Origin of the sequence: Anaerocolumna xylanovorans DSM 12503 (assembly GCF_900143645.1) — a bacterium.
GTDB classification, from domain to species: Bacteria; Bacillota; Clostridia; order Lachnospirales; family Lachnospiraceae; genus Anaerocolumna; species Anaerocolumna xylanovorans.
Map to the genome: position 1 here is coordinate 269,563 of NZ_FRFD01000007.1, position 15,190 is coordinate 284,752.

13 protein-coding genes are annotated in these 15,190 nt (G+C 38.8%); 2 read left to right on the forward strand and 11 right to left on the reverse strand.

Annotated features, from left to right (window positions below):
- Position 1 precedes the first annotated feature (1 nt).
- Positions 2 to 2,455: a beta-mannosidase gene (locus tag BUF11_RS13395; RefSeq protein ID WP_073589358.1), complete on the reverse strand. Its 2,454-nt coding sequence runs from the start codon at positions 2,453 to 2,455 to the stop codon at positions 2 to 4.
- Positions 2,456 to 2,470: 15 nt separating this feature from the next.
- Entirely contained in the window at positions 2,471 to 4,993 is a 2,523-nt protein-coding gene (cls, locus tag BUF11_RS23795; protein ID WP_175562064.1) for a cardiolipin synthase, read from the reverse strand.
- A 163-nt stretch (positions 4,994 to 5,156) separates the two neighbouring features.
- Here cls and BUF11_RS13410 point away from each other — a divergent pair, with 163 nt between their 5' ends.
- Complete coding sequence (locus tag BUF11_RS13410; RefSeq protein WP_073589359.1) at positions 5,157 to 6,365, forward strand: ribonuclease H-like domain-containing protein; 1,209 nt, start codon at positions 5,157 to 5,159, stop codon at positions 6,363 to 6,365.
- A 400-nt stretch (positions 6,366 to 6,765) separates the two neighbouring features.
- On the opposite strand, the gene BUF11_RS24390 is transcribed toward BUF11_RS13410, so the two are convergent.
- The 9 genes from BUF11_RS24390 to BUF11_RS13455 form a co-directional block, all read right to left on the reverse strand.
- Entirely contained in the window at positions 6,766 to 6,915 is a 150-nt protein-coding gene (locus tag BUF11_RS24390) for a CPC_1213 family protein (protein ID WP_175562065.1), read from the reverse strand.
- A 170-nt stretch (positions 6,916 to 7,085) separates the two neighbouring features.
- Entirely contained in the window at positions 7,086 to 7,271 is a 186-nt protein-coding gene (gene rpmF, locus BUF11_RS13420) for a 50S ribosomal protein L32 (RefSeq protein WP_073589361.1), read from the reverse strand.
- A 2-nt stretch (positions 7,272 to 7,273) separates the two neighbouring features.
- Positions 7,274 to 7,801, reverse strand: coding sequence for a YceD family protein (locus BUF11_RS13425; protein ID WP_073589362.1), 528 nt, complete (start codon positions 7,799 to 7,801; stop codon positions 7,274 to 7,276).
- Positions 7,802 to 7,925: 124 nt separating this feature from the next.
- The gene (locus BUF11_RS13430) at positions 7,926 to 9,116 is read right to left on the reverse strand and encodes an acetate/propionate family kinase (protein WP_073589363.1); all 1,191 of its coding nucleotides are present in this window, start codon (positions 9,114 to 9,116) and stop codon (positions 7,926 to 7,928) included.
- Between the two features lie 30 nt (positions 9,117 to 9,146).
- A complete protein-coding gene (pta, locus tag BUF11_RS13435; RefSeq protein ID WP_073589364.1) occupies positions 9,147 to 10,142 on the reverse strand; it encodes a phosphate acetyltransferase in 996 nt (331 codons plus the stop codon).
- A gap of 401 nt (positions 10,143 to 10,543) precedes the next feature.
- The gene (locus BUF11_RS13440) at positions 10,544 to 10,690 is read right to left on the reverse strand and encodes a cyclic lactone autoinducer peptide (protein WP_084558648.1); all 147 of its coding nucleotides are present in this window, start codon (positions 10,688 to 10,690) and stop codon (positions 10,544 to 10,546) included.
- A 128-nt stretch (positions 10,691 to 10,818) separates the two neighbouring features.
- Positions 10,819 to 11,412 carry an accessory gene regulator ArgB-like protein gene (locus tag BUF11_RS13445; RefSeq protein WP_073589365.1) on the reverse strand — a complete coding sequence of 198 codons (594 nt, stop codon included), beginning with the start codon at positions 11,410 to 11,412 and terminating at the stop codon, positions 10,819 to 10,821.
- Positions 11,413 to 11,510: 98 nt separating this feature from the next.
- Positions 11,511 to 12,839: a sensor histidine kinase gene (locus tag BUF11_RS13450; RefSeq protein WP_073589366.1), complete on the reverse strand. Its 1,329-nt coding sequence runs from the start codon at positions 12,837 to 12,839 to the stop codon at positions 11,511 to 11,513.
- A 116-nt stretch (positions 12,840 to 12,955) separates the two neighbouring features.
- Positions 12,956 to 13,693, reverse strand: a complete 738-nt coding sequence (locus BUF11_RS13455) for a LytR/AlgR family response regulator transcription factor (RefSeq protein WP_073589367.1) — start codon at positions 13,691 to 13,693, stop codon at positions 12,956 to 12,958.
- Between the two features lie 252 nt (positions 13,694 to 13,945).
- Here BUF11_RS13455 and BUF11_RS13460 point away from each other — a divergent pair, with 252 nt between their 5' ends.
- The gene (locus tag BUF11_RS13460) at positions 13,946 to 15,190 is read left to right on the forward strand and encodes a nucleotidyltransferase (RefSeq protein ID WP_073589368.1); all 1,245 of its coding nucleotides are present in this window, start codon (positions 13,946 to 13,948) and stop codon (positions 15,188 to 15,190) included.

Below are 15,190 nucleotides of genomic sequence, written 5' to 3' on the forward strand. Positions count from 1 at the left end.
CTTAAGCTCCTATATCATAGACAGAGCGGATTTTTATATTCTCCCTGGTGCCGGAAAGAATGTCCACACAGACCTCTTCCCCATTCACATCAAAGTAATTATCGGAGATCTTTAAATCTCCCGCTTCGTTTGAAATCTCCACGCTTCTTGCATAAGCTCTGGAATTAACAAAGATCTTATCACCTTCCACACGCAGGGAAAGTCCTGGCTCTTCGAATTCAAAATGCTTCGGAGCTGTAAACAGACAGCTTCCCTTTGATACCGCCTTGCCATCTGCAAGGAATTCATAGGCAAAATATATACCTAATTCATCATAACTGCTAAAGTCTAACTTATCCAGCCATACACTGGTAAGAGCAGGAACATTGACCTCCTCTTCCCCTTGCAAGAGAACTTCTGCCTTGGGATTACGCAGTGTCCAGTGTACTGTTCCAAAGATATCCTCCCTGGTCTCATTGGCAACATTAAGCCTTGCCGTTTTTACGATATCATGAGGTTCTTCGATGCAATGGGGCCTTTGTGTCATTTCCCCTTCTTCCTCGCAGGATATCATAACAGGGGCAAAAAAACGCTTCTCTGCATAGTGAAGTGCTTTCCATCGTCCATAATAATCAATGCTCGCCCATGAGGCAACCGGCCATATATCATTCAACTGCCATACGATGGCTCCCATGCATCTTCCTCTGTGCCTTCTCCAATGCTCCACACCATAGCGGATAGCATCTGCCTGAAGCAGCTGTGAGGTATATATCAAATGGTCAAAATCCTTTGGATAGAGATAATTATCTGAAATATAATTCAGTATCTTTCCATTGGCAGCCGCATTTCTCTGATGCATTTCCATTACTCTGGAGAAAATATTCCTGTCCTTCTTCTCTGTAAAACTCTCAATGGTCTTCAGACAGGGGAAGGATTGGAAACCAAACTCAGAGGCATAACGGAAGTGAAATTTCCGGTATTCCGAGAAAGGCTTATTGCCATGCCAAACATCCCAGTAATGGGTATCTCCTTTATCAGGATTCAAGGAATCCTCATAATTTCCGCCGGAAGAAGGAGAAGACGGCCAGTAAAAGGTTACAGGATCGTATTCCTTAAGGATATTTGGAATGATATATTCATATATCTTAATATAATCCATTACCTGCTTTGCCGTAGGCTTCCATACCTTATCCTGAACCTGTGCCTCCATTTCATTGTTTCCGCACCAGATTGCAAGGCATGCATGATGTCTGATACGGATAACATTCTCAATGGTTTCCTGCCTGATGTTAGCCTCAAATTCATCATTTAACTCATAGCTTGCACAGGCATACATAAAGTCAAGCCAAACCATAAGCCCCAGCTCATCACAGAGATCAAAGAAAAAGTCATCCGGATAATATCCGCCGCCCCATACTCTAATGGTATTAAAGTTGGCAGCAATACAATCCGTAAGCAGGACTTCTGTACGCTCTTTCGTAACCCTGCCAAGAATATTGTCCTCCGGGATATAGTCCGCTCCCATGGCAAAAACAGAAACACCGTTTACCACATGGCAGAAGCTTTCTCCCCACTCATCTTTTTCTCTCTTTATCGTAAGAGTGCGAAGCCCGATTCTTCTTTCCCAAACATCAAGCACTTCGCCTTTTTCATTTCTGACTTCGCCTTTTACGGTATATAATGGCTGTTCCCCATAACCGTTAGGCCACCAAAGCATCGGTTCTGTTATAAGAACCTTCCCTTCTTCTGTTTGTTCATATATCTTGCCTTTGGGATCTGTTACCTGAAATACCACTTCCGATAAGGTCTCTTCTCCAAATAATTCAAGGCTCCAGTCAATATCAAGAAGTACGCTGTCCTTTTCATGCTGCTGCCTTACATAGACCTCATCAAAACGGCATTCCTTAATCCCAAGCAGCTTTACATCCCTGAATATTCCGGCATCGGGAAGCCTTGGACCCCAGTCCCAGCCGAACATGCAATGAGCCTTTCGCAGATGGGGATAACCATCCATGCAGTCATAGCTTCCGCCGGTATAGCATTTTTCCTGTTCTTCCCTGATATATTTTGTAGGAGAGAACAGTACTACTCTTAATTCATTCTCTCCGGCTCTGGCAAGCTCTTTTATGTCAAACTCCCAAATCCGGTGCATATTGTATATTTTCCCAAGGAAAGTATCATTAAGATACACCTCTCCCAGAGTATCTACTCCGTCAAAATGAAGAAGAAGTCCGTCATTATCAAGCATATCCTGCTTCAGATGAAATACTGTCTGATAGGTAAAATCCTGCTCCATTAGCTTTAAGGCATCCAATTCATTATCCCTGTAATAGGGATCCGGCATTTTTCCAAGCTGAAGTAAAGTTTCATAAACAGAGCCCGGAACTTTGGCAGGCATAAATTCGCCTGTAATTCCATAAACATTTTCTCCATCTATTTTCATGGACCACATACCATTCAAACTGACTGTTTTCATACGTACCTCCCTTATTTACATCAAAGTAGAAAATAGGTTCAACACTCTTTGATAGACTTTTAAATACCATGGACGCTGTTTCCATTCCTCATAAGTGATTTCCTTGCTGATATCCATTGTACCAATAAGATCATTCTTGATTACATCTATGGTTTCCCTGTCGCACATCCATAAACCGCATTCATAATGCAGGAAAAAGCTCCTGTAATCCATATTAATAGTACCTACGATACCGCAGTCTTCATTAATAATGGTTTTGGCATGGATAAAGCCCGGTGTATACTCGTAAATTCTTACACCGCCGTCTAAGAGCTGTCCATAATTGTAATTAGTAAGCCTTTTCACATTCTTTTTATCCGGAATATTAGGCGTAATAATCCTTACATCAATACCGCTCTGGGCAGCTTCGATCAGAGCCAGCTTCATATCATCTTCAATTATCAGATACGGCGTTGTTATATACACATACTTTTTCGCATAATGAATTATTTGTTTATAAATACTTTCAATCGGATTATTTGGCCTGTTAGCCGGGCCGTCAGAAATTACATGGCAATATACCTCATTCTCTTCAAATACCTTTGTAGGACGGTAAGGGCTATAATCCATCCATTCCCCGCTCTTACAAATCTCCCACATCTGTAAAAAGGTCACTGTAAGTCCCCATACGGCATCTCCCTCTACCCGTACGGCATTATCCTTCCATTTGCCGAAGCGCTCAATCAGATTCACATATTCATCTGCAAGGTTCATACCCCCGGTATATCCGATATTGCCGTCGATTACAATGATTTTTTGATGACTGCGGTAATTCATATACAGCTTATCCGTATATTTGTGAATGGGATTAAATACGGCTGTCCTTATTCCTTCGGCTTCCAGATTCCTCCGGAAATTTTTAGAGGTACGAAGGGACGCGCCAAAGTCATCATACATAAACCGGATTTCCACTCCTTCACTTCTTTTCTGAAGAAGGAGCTTTCTCATCCTTTCCCACAAAACCCCTTCACCAACTATGAAGAAATTAATGAAGATAAAATGTTTTGCTTCCTCAATATCTTTAAAAATAGCTTCAAAAGTGTCTTCTCCCATAGGATAATAACTTATCCTGTTGTTTTTATATAAGGGGAATTTGTGTGACTCCATATACCTTGACATTCTGCTCTTTGTCGGATATCTTTTTGCATAGGACTTTGTTGTATCAGCATCGTAGCTTAAAAAAGTATCACCATGCTCAATGCACGCCAGTATCTTACGTTCAATTTTCTTGGTAGAACCGGATTTACCCCAAAGCGCATACATGATATGCCCAGTCACCGGCAGCAGGAGTATAATGCATATCCATGCAATTTTATAAGAAGAATTCCTGTTGTCATTTACCAATCCTACAATGATAAGAATACTTGCGATTTCTATAAGAAGATAGATATAAAAACCTGATCCGCTAAGCCAATATCCTAACACAAATATAATTGCCATCTGGATAAGCACCAGTATTCCAACCAAAGTAACCCTCAAAAAGCCGCTTAAGAAGCCTTTTGTGGTACCAATTATTTTCTCATTTGTACTCATATCTGCCCACCTGATATTTCTTACTTCCTTCCTGCCTGTATTCTCTGCAATCCGGACCTTCCTGTTAATCTCATAGGAATCCTTTTCTGCCCTTTTTATTTTTCTTACAATCTGCAAATCAGGAAACGCTTTTAATAAACGTTTCTGGACAATACTTGCAGTTCCTGCCATACTCTGGATTTTTGCAATATATTCCCTGATCTGATTCTCCACTTCCTGACGCAGGCCCTTAAAATCGAAATCCTTCTGGTAACGGTTGCGTTCCAAAAGTTTTTCTTTATTATCATCCATAAACTGTCTTATTCTATCCGGCATTTCAAAAATTTTATAACCCGACAGCTTTTTCTTAAATTCTTCCTTTGTCTCATAAATCCTTGTTTTTTCAATATAGTCGTTAAATTCATCCTTAAGGCGCAGCATTTCCGCAAAAATCTTATCCATCTTTAAAGTCTGGACAACCGTAATCCATGTATCTATTATAAACAGGATAAATATGATGGATACAGCACAGATGCCTGCAATTCTTGGAATGATATTAAAAAGTCTGACCACTCTTGGTTGAAGCAGCATTATTTCCAGCAAAGACATAACTCCCCAGACAGTAGCTGAGAGTAAGCAAATCCTCCCCTTTATATTAAAACGGTTGCTGCTGTAATCCCACCATCTGGCATGAAAAATCACTTCCATAATCCAGGAAGTAAAATATTCCAAAGCACTGGCAAGTATCATGCCTCCAAAAAAAATAAGCGGATAAACCCCTCTGACCTGCCAGAAGAATACATATATTATAGTAGCTCCTACACCATAAATTGGAATTATCGGGCCATTTAGAAATCCTCTATTCACCAGAGAGCCTTTTTTGACAGACACCAGAGTACTTTCATAAACCCATCCGACCATAGAATAAAGAAAAAAATTATATAAGATATGTAATAAATTAACTCCTAAAATATTAACATCAAACATGGCAATCCACCCTTGCATCAATATGTACTGCTACCATTCTAACATATCCAAATAAGAAAATATAGCCTTATTTTACTCTTCTTTCCTTCCAAGTCCCACTTGTAAACCGGCGCTCTTATGTTAAAATAATTATTATAATAAAGATTATGAGGGATTTTACAATATGAAAACAAAGCATTCTTTCTTTCAAATAGAATATACTTATCTGCTTCATGAACCCTATCAAAAAGAAGATATCCTTTTCTTCGATATCGAGACCACCGGTTTTTCTCCAAAGACTTCCTATGTCTATCTGATAGGCTGTATGTATTACAAAGAAGGTTCCTGGCAGGTAACCCAGTGGCTGAATACAGAACCACAAAAAGAATCCGAACTGATTCTTGCATTCTCTGAATTTTTAAAGAAATACCGCCGTATCATTCACTATAACGGCAGTGGTTTTGATATTCCTTTTTTACAGAAAAAAGCGGCAATGTATGGAATCCCCGACCCTTTTTCCCATATTGAAAGCCTTGATTTGTACAAGCTGATACTGCCGCTTAAGAAATTTCTCTCTCTGGAAAGCACACGCTTAAAAGCGATTGAAAGCTGCCTGGGCCTTGAAAGAAAAGATACTTACTCCGGCGAAGAGCTTATCTCCGTCTATTCCGGCTACTTAGGAAGGCTTGCTTATGAAAAGCTGGTTGATAAATCCGTGTCCGTTAATGTAAACAGTAATCCAAGCGCCGGTGACCTGGAAGATATCCTTCTGCTTCATAATTTTGAAGACGTTAAAAGCCTTCTTCCCATATCCGGTATGCTTTATTACAGGGATATATTAGGAGATGTCTATTTAACAGGCAATCTTTCCACGGTATCCTGTGAATTTTCAGAGGAAGAAAGCTTGGTATTACTTACCTGTCAATTACCCTTCTCATTTCCTGCCGGCTTTACAGTATACTGCCCTCTAAAAGAAAGAATATCCCTTAAGGGCGGTAATGAGACAATAAAAGACATGCAGGTAACGGCTGTTTTTGATGACAATACCTTATTATTTAAGCTCCCTGTCTATAAGGGTACCCTTAAATATTATCTTACTCCACCATCCGATTATTACTATCTTCCCCTGGAGGACATGGCAGTACATAAAAGTGTGGCTCAATATGTAGATAAGGAATACCGGAAAAAAGCCACCCCTTCAACCTGCTACATAAAAAAAGACAGCCTTTTTATTCCCCGGGGAGAATCTTCTTTCGAACCATGTTTCAGAAAAAATTATGCGGACAGGATTACCTATATTGAAACTGACAAACTAAAAGGAATGCAGCCGAATGAACTGGCAGCCTTTGGTGATGGCCTGCTCTTATTTTTTAAAAATTTTTACCACCTATAGTCCATACATAAAACCCGAAACAGCGGTTATACTAACTTTGTTCGTTAATAAACAGAACCGTTCTCCTAAAAGAACGTAAAAAAGTCTCAGAAGGAGTTTATGTATGGCAAACACTAAAAATTGTAATTCAAAAAACAGTACAAAAAATAAGACAACTGGTAGGATGCAAGATGTGGCTGTCAACACAACAAACGCCAGCACGGAATCCTCTATGAAGGACCTACACACAGTGTCGCAGACATCCGATGTATCTCCGGATGATTCCGAGCGCAGAGACGGTCCGGGAGGAAACTAGAATTTCCAACCCGGAAACAGTTTGTTCAATATGGCAAACAAAAATAAGACCTTTAGGGAAACCTGAAGGTCTTATTAAAATCAGCTCTGTTTACAGTACAGCTCTCTACTTCTTATTATTTTGATAATTATCTCCCTGAAGCCCAAACACCGCACGGGCACTTTCGGCCTGGGGATCATGCTTAATGTGCTTAGAATGAAAAGTTCCATCTTCCTTTTTATTATTTTTTGTGCTTTTCATTTTATTATCTGCCATTTTGCGACCTCCTAATAAACTATAATGATTGTACACTCATTAGTATAGCTAAGTCATCTAAAACTCATTCATAGATGAACCTTATTATTGTTTTTACAAATAGAATCGAGCTATAAATCTTTATGCAAAAAATAAGGCCCCCGGGAAATCCCAAGGGCCTTGATTTTCAACTATTTCTCTGTAGAAATGATTTCTTTCTTGTTATAAGAACCACAAGCTTTGCATACTCTGTGAGGCATCATTAATTCACCGCACTTGCTGCACTTTACTAAATTAGGTGCAGACATTTTCCAGTTTGCCCTATGGCTGTCTCTTCTCGCTTTGGAATGTTTATTCTTCGGACAGATAGCTCCCATGATTACACCTCCTTAAAATTATTGAATATATCTCGGATTACTGACATTCTGGGGTCCGGGACCTGTTTTTCACAAGAACAATCACCTTTGTTTAAATCAGCACCGCATGTCTTGCAAAATCCTTTACAATTCTCGTCACACAGAACCTTCATGGGAAAGTTTACTAATATTTCATCATAGACAAGTAACTCTACATCCAGATTATATCCACTAATATAATTTGTTTCATCCAATTCCTTAATACGGTCCTCTGAATCTTTCATAAGGTCCAATTCCTTGGAAAACTCAAGATTAAAAGAGGTTTTTACGTCTTTAAGGCATCTGCTGCACGGAATTAACAGAGAGACTTTTGTGTTGCCTTCCAGCTTTATCCTCCGGTCACCTAAATGGGTTAACTCTAAGTTTACCGGCTCCTTCTCTGCAAAAGGATAACATAAGCCTTCTATGCAAAATTCCTCTGCTTCGACGGGAGCTTGTATGGAAACGATATTGCCTTTGACAGACATAATCTCAGACAAGTTAATAAGCATAACAATCTCCTATCTTCAAAAATTCGCACTGTCACCATTATAATCAGTAGATTATATTTTGTCAACGTATATTTTGACTTTTCTGCATATATTTATACTATATGTGTGAACTTATTTCTATATTTTACGCCAAAAGTGCAACAGTCTCTCTTGCAATAGCAAGCTCCTCGTTGGTCGGAATGATATATACCTTAACCTTGGAATCAGGAGTGGAGAGCTCTACCTCTTTACCTCTGGTGTTATTGTTCTCTTCATTAATCTCTACACCCAGATAGCCTAAATAGCTCATGGTGCCCTTTCTTACTGCCTTATCGTTTTCACCAAGACCTGCTGTAAATACAATGGCATCCACACCGTTCATGGCGGCAACATAAGAACCGATGGTTTTTGCTACATGATAGTTAAATACATCAACTGCCATGATTGCTTTCTCATTGCCTTCTGCTGTAGCATCTTCTAAGTCTCTAAAGTCACTGGAGATACCGGAAAGGCCGAGAACACCGGATTTCTTATTCAATACGTCCATTACCTGGTCAATGTCCATGCCTTCTTTTTTCATAAGATACTCAATAATAGCGGGATCTATACTTCCGCTTCTTGTACCCATGATAAGCCCTTCAAGAGGTGTAAGTCCCATGCTGGTATCTATAGATTTACCGTTTAAAACCGCTGAAACACTGGATCCATTTCCAAGATGGCAAACAATTACCTTGGAATTATTAGAATCAATACCTAATAACTGAACTGCTCGCTTTGCTACAAAACTATGGCTGGTTCCGTGGAAGCCATATCTTCTGATTTTATAATTTTCATAATACTCATAAGGAAGACCATATAGGTATGCTTTCTGAGGCATTGTCTGATGAAATGCAGTATCAAATACAGCTACCATAGGTACTCCGGGCATTAAATGCTGGCAGGCGCGGATTCCGATTAAGTTAGCAGGGTTGTGAAGAGGTGCCAAGTCACTACATTCTTCGATTCCTGCAATCACTTCTTCTGTAATAATTGTGGAGGAAGCAAATTTCTCACCGCCATGAACAACACGATGTCCTACTGCTCCGATTTCATCAAGATGTTTAATTACGCCGTATTCACTGCTTGTCAAAGCATCCAGTACGTATTTGATAGCAGCTTTATGATCCTTCATATCTGCTTCCATGCGGATCTTTTCACCGCCTGCAGGAGTATGAACCAATCTTCCGTCAATTCCTATTCTTTCACAAATACCAACAGCAAGTGCCTTTTCTGTCTCTGCGTCAATTAACTGATATTTTAAAGATGAACTTCCACAATTAACTACTAATATTTTCATATTTGTTCTCCTTCTTTCCTGGTTTATGCCTTAGTTTGCAGCAGCCTGAACTGCAGTAATGGCAATAACACCTACAATGTCATCTGCTGTACAGCCTCTTGATAAATCATTAACCGGTTTTGCAATACCCTGGGTAATAGGGCCGTAAGCTTCTGCTTTTGCAAGTCTTTGTGTAAGTTTATAACCAATGTTACCTGCATCCAAATCAGGGAAAATTAAAACGTTTGCTTTTCCGGCAATATCACTTCCTGGTGCCTTTTGTGCACCTACACTGGGAACAATCGCAGCATCCAACTGATATTCGCCATCTATTTTAACATCCGGATATGCTTCTTTTGCAAGCCTTGTTGCTTCAAGCACCTTGTCCACATCTGCATGCTTTGCACTTCCCTTTGTAGAATGTGAAAGCATAGCAACAACGGGCTCCTCACCAACTAAAAGCTGAAAACTCTTTGCGGAGCTTCCGGCAATTGCAGCCAGCTCTTCTGCATTCGGATTCTGATTTAATCCGGCATCGGAGAAAATGAAGGTACCATTTGCACCATATTCGCAATCAGGTACGACCATAACGAAGAAAGCAGAAACTAACTTCGTTCCGGGTGCTGTTTTTAAAATTTGAAGAGAAGGTCTTAATACATTGGCTGTTGCATTAATAGCACCGGCTACCATACCATCAGCATCTCCGGCTTTAACCATGGTAACACCAAAGGTCAGATAATCCTTTGTAAGTGCTTCCTTTGCCGCTTCCGGTGTCATACCCTTGCTTTTTCTTAATTCCACCAACAGATCAATATAACTGCCAAGCTTATCCGTAGTAAAAGGATCAACGATGGCAGCTTTTGATATATCAAGTCCCTGCGCACCTTTTTCTATATCTTCCTTCTTGCCTACAAGTATAATGTCAGCAATCTCTTCTTTTAATATTTTAGCAGCAGCTTCCAGTGTTCTCCTGTCGCTTGTTTCAGGCAGAACAATGGTCTTTTTATTCTGTTTTGCCCGTTCTTTAATAGTGTCAATGAATCCCATTACAAAAATCTCCTTTCGTAATACAAAAATATATTCTTGCATACTCCTGCCCAATCTGATATACACCTGCCAGGTATATTATTCCATGGGAAATGAGCATAATAACTCATCATACATTATAGACTAAAACTTTTTTTGTTACAAGTAAGAAATTTAATCATTTTTGGTGTATATTTTACCGGAAATTTGTACTATTTATCGTATACTTTCAATTTTTCCCCATTTCAAATCAGATTATAATCAGTTTGTGGTATTAATAAAATCTATGCTTATGGTATCATAGTACCCCTCAGTATAGCAAGTATCCTTTCTGCATTTTTCTACAAAAAAAGATACTGTTAAGCCAAAAGACTTAACAGTATCTCTGTTGCTAGAAATTGTAGGAGTGAATTTTTAGCAAATTAGAATTTTTTCAGTTCTTTCACTGAATCTGGAAGTTTAGCCTGGTAGCCGAAAAATACGCAAGCAGAATTAGCTGATTTTTTGGCATTACCCATAGCAATCTTTGATACTGCATTTAACACTTTTTTTTCAAGCTGGTTTTTCATGACAAACCTCCTAATTAATTTGTTTGTGATTTAACTATCACAATCGTTATTATATTAAATATCATCTGCCATATCAATATACCTTGTCTATTCTACATATTTTTTGTCTATTCTACAAGATTTTGGTATCAATTATTACCATCTGGTTTTTCTGCAATCATCATCAATTTACCGGCAATTGCAGCAATCAACTCATAAAAAAGACCTAATGCAAGTATGAGGCTATAAGACATCTGCTTCATCATAGACAGGAAAAGAGAAAGCACCAGCAAAAGGACTATAATAAAGCCGGCTTTGCTTTTATAATATATCTTCTCCGAATCATCCAGAGGTTTGTTTTTCGTTTCTACCGGTATCAGCAGAAAAAGCAAAGCCCCCGAAAACATTGCCAGATAAATACTGATGCCATACAAATCCCTCGGAAATAACCTAAGTATAACCAGCATAGAAAGAACCGTCATACAGGATACAATATAGCACCTTAGCTTCGTAGAAGCGTGATATCCCCCCGAATATTCCCGCAACGGAATAAAAACTGCAAGAAATATAATGAGTTCCATTATTCTTCCAAGCAATAACCCCAAAATGAAATACGACAATAAATGCAATCCTTTTAAAAATGCTGTCTCTATTCCAAACTGGTAAAGTTCATATTCCTCTTCCTTAATGACCCTTTTTTTAATCAGCTTATTTACCAGTCTGTCCGTAGCCTTATCAAGCACCAGAATCCCCCCCTGCCATGTAAATATACAGCTTCATTATAAAGTGGTATTCCGCAAAATCAAGGGCCTATGCTTAATCGACAGATTTTTTGTCTATTCTACATTTCTCTAAGCCCTTTCCCCTTCTTAGATAAAACAATACTTACTGTGAATATTCCGCCTTCTTTTTGAATATTTAAGTCCCCGTTATATTTTTCAATCACAGTGATGACATTTGGGATACCAATACCTTCATTTTGGGCTTTCCGGTTATGTTCAATTACGCTGACATAAGCCGGATTATCCTTTGTATCCTCCATTGTGTTTTTTATAGTAATGGCTATAAGATTGTTAAATGCCCCCACCTTAAAATCAATGTTCCTGCTGCCTGTTACATTGGCACAGGCTTCAATTGCATTGTCTAAAAGGTTGACAAATATCGTCGTAAGATCCATGTTGTCAATAAAGCTTAGATCGATTTCATCAACTTTACATTGAAATTCAATTTTATGACTTTCTGCAAGCCTGATTTTATCATTCAAAATAATATTCAGCATACGGTTAGAAGTGTATTCATTCAACCGGAACGAATCCAGCCTGTTATGGATGGTTATTGCATATTCCTTTGCTGCTTCCGTCTCCTGATGCTTATACAACTCTTCAATAGAACGGATATGCCTCTTTACATCGTGAATGATGCTTAGGGACTCCCTGTACTGAAGCTCCAGGCTGTCATAATACCGGTACTGCATTCTGGATTGCTGTGCAAACAAACGGTTTTCATACATCAGCCGGTTATTTTCCGACTCATATTCCAGAATATTAAGGAAATACGTATTTATGATAACAATTCCCACACAGGTTATCACTACACAGACAAATGCAATCTGATTTGTCAAATCCCTCATTTGGATAGAAAGACAATATATATTCAATATACTAAAAACTGCATATATAAATGTAAACAGATATTGTCTTGTGTTAAGATTACTGATGTCCTTTTTCTTGGCAAACCGGATAATAACCATATGACTGATAAAAATAACAAAAATCTGGCTGATGGTCATATCATAGAAGCTGCTTAGCCTGGCAGATTCCACACTGACAGCCGATACGTGGTAAAAACTATGTATCAGCAAGATGCCAATGGACTCACAGGCACTCATACCTATTATGAGGATTACTACAAAGAGCAGATTATGAATAAATTTACCCTTGTACATTCGGACAGCTAAAAATCCTGCCGCCGCAAATACTGTAATAAGGTTAAGCCACTCATTGCCTATTGCATTAACTCCTGCAAGAATAAGCACAAATAAAGTTTCATAAATCACATACGCGAAACGTTTCTCATTCTTTTCAAAACAGGTTCCCATAAAATCCATTATTATATGTACCGATACGAAACTTGAAAGCAATAATCCTACCACATATATTATTTCATTCATTTATACATTCCCATACCGCAGAACTGCCTGTGGTATTGCCATATCAAAGGGATAAAACCGCAATATGGCATCTATCCTTCCTTTAAATTTTCTTAATCTGGTATAATATGTATTTTTTATAAATTCTTTTCCATCTGTTTTTGTAAAAAATCCCTCATAACCCTTTTAAACTCCGACGACCTTTTCTGGGCAACCGGTACCTTATCGTTGTTTGTCATCAGAATTTCATCTTTATAATAATCCTGCATATGATTTATATTTACCACAAAACTTTGATGCGGCATTACAAAATCATAGTCTTTGAGTTTTTGTTCCAGGGAGGATATGGTTTCCATTACAATGTAATTTCCTCTTTTGGTAACAGCTTTTATTTTACGGTCACTTCTCTCAAAATAGTAAATATCATCTACCGCAAAGCGGATTGTAGTTTTACCGGTATTTATTTCAACGGTCTCTTTTCTTTTGGCGTAAACTTGTTTATTCTGGGAAATCTTCTCCAAGACTTCATCCAATTGTAAATAAATAGTATCCTTATTGACGGGTTTCTCAAGGTACTCAAAAGCATGAACTGATAAAGCTTCTTTTGTCAATCCGATATGGCTGGTGGTAAAAATAATTTCCACCTGCTTATCCTTCTTCCGAATGTTTTTGGCTGCTTCCATTCCATCCATTCCGCCCATTTTGATATCCAGAAAAACAATGTCGAAGTTTTCCCAGTCCTTCGTGAGCTCTTCCCCATTCCGAAAAGAAGATATCCTGAACGAGAGATTTCTTTCTCCCTCATATTGCTTTATGACGCTTTCCAACAAATGAAGCTCGTCCAGTTCATCATCACATAATGCAATCCTTATCATATACCCCTCTTTCTTGAATATCAAATTTTTGATTTGATACCCGTTACTGCTTAATTGAAAAAATTATTTTTTCAATACTATTATACCAATTACTTCCTGAAAGTGCATCCCTTTTTGTGATTTATGTAATCAAAATTATCATGCGCTTATCCTGCTTTTCAGATATAAGTACCTTTACATATTTTCTTTTTTCCTCTATAGTAGATACTATAGTTACTATACTAATTTATAATTTTCGTAAAAGAGGTCTGTATGAAAGTTGTAGGATTAATAACGGAATATAATCCCTTCCATAATGGTCATCATCATCATATAAAAGAAGCCAGAAAATTATCAGGTGCTGATTACTGCGTTGTTGTTATGAGCGGTAATTATGTACAACGGGGAGCACCTGCTTTCCTTGATAAATATACCAGAACAAGAATGGCACTTGCCTGCGGTGCTGATTTGGTACTGGAGCTTCCTGTCTGCTTTGCCGGTGCAAGTGCCGAATATTTTTCAATGGGAGCCGTTTCTGTCTTAAATGGCATTGGTGTAATAGATTCCCTGTGCTTTGGAAGTGAATGCGGCAGCATTGAGGTATTAAAAGAAGCCTCTGATATTTTATTAACAGAGCCCCCTTTATTTAAAAAAGTCTTAAACGACTCCCTAAAAACCGGAAAAACCTTTCCCCAGGCCCGAATGGATGCCCTGCAGGTATATATGCCGCAGACGGATATTTCTCTCTTTTCTTCGCCTAACAATATTCTGGGGATGGAATATATCAAAGCACTTACAACACTAAACAGCAACATTATGCCCCTTACCATCCCCCGGATTTCTTCAGCTTACCATAAGGAGTCCTTAAATGAAGGGGAGGATTCTGTTATAAGCAGTGCCACTGCCATCAGAAGAGCAATCAGAAACGGAAAGCAGCTTACGGACCTTGTAAGCCATATTCCAAAGGAAGTATTCCCGCTGCTTGATAGTACTTATAAGAAAACATGGCCCATCTTTGAAGAGGATTTCTCACTTCTCCTTCAGTATAAGCTTATGACAGAAACAAGCACCTCACTATCCAGATATCTGGATGTTACTCCCGACCTGGCTAACAGGATCAAGAGCCTGATGGAACCGGGCCTGACATTTAGCGAGGCTGCCAAGGTTATGAAATCAAAGCAATGGACCCTCACCCGCCTTAACCGCTCACTTCTTCACATTCTCCTTAATATAACGGAAGATTCCATGAAGCAGTATAAAGCAGCCGGTTATGCCCAATACGCAAGAATTCTCGGAATAAGGAAAACCGCCTCACCCCTTTTACGCTCTATGGCAAAGAAAAGCAAGCTTCCCCTGATAACAAAAACAGGAGGCACTGCGGTTAAGCTTCCAAAGACTGCACAGGCCATGTTTCAGGAAGATCTTTTTTCTACTGCTCTATACAATGAAATAGTCTATAATAAATTCGGTATAATGCCTAAAAATGAATACAAACAGGGAATCATCCTGCAGGACTGA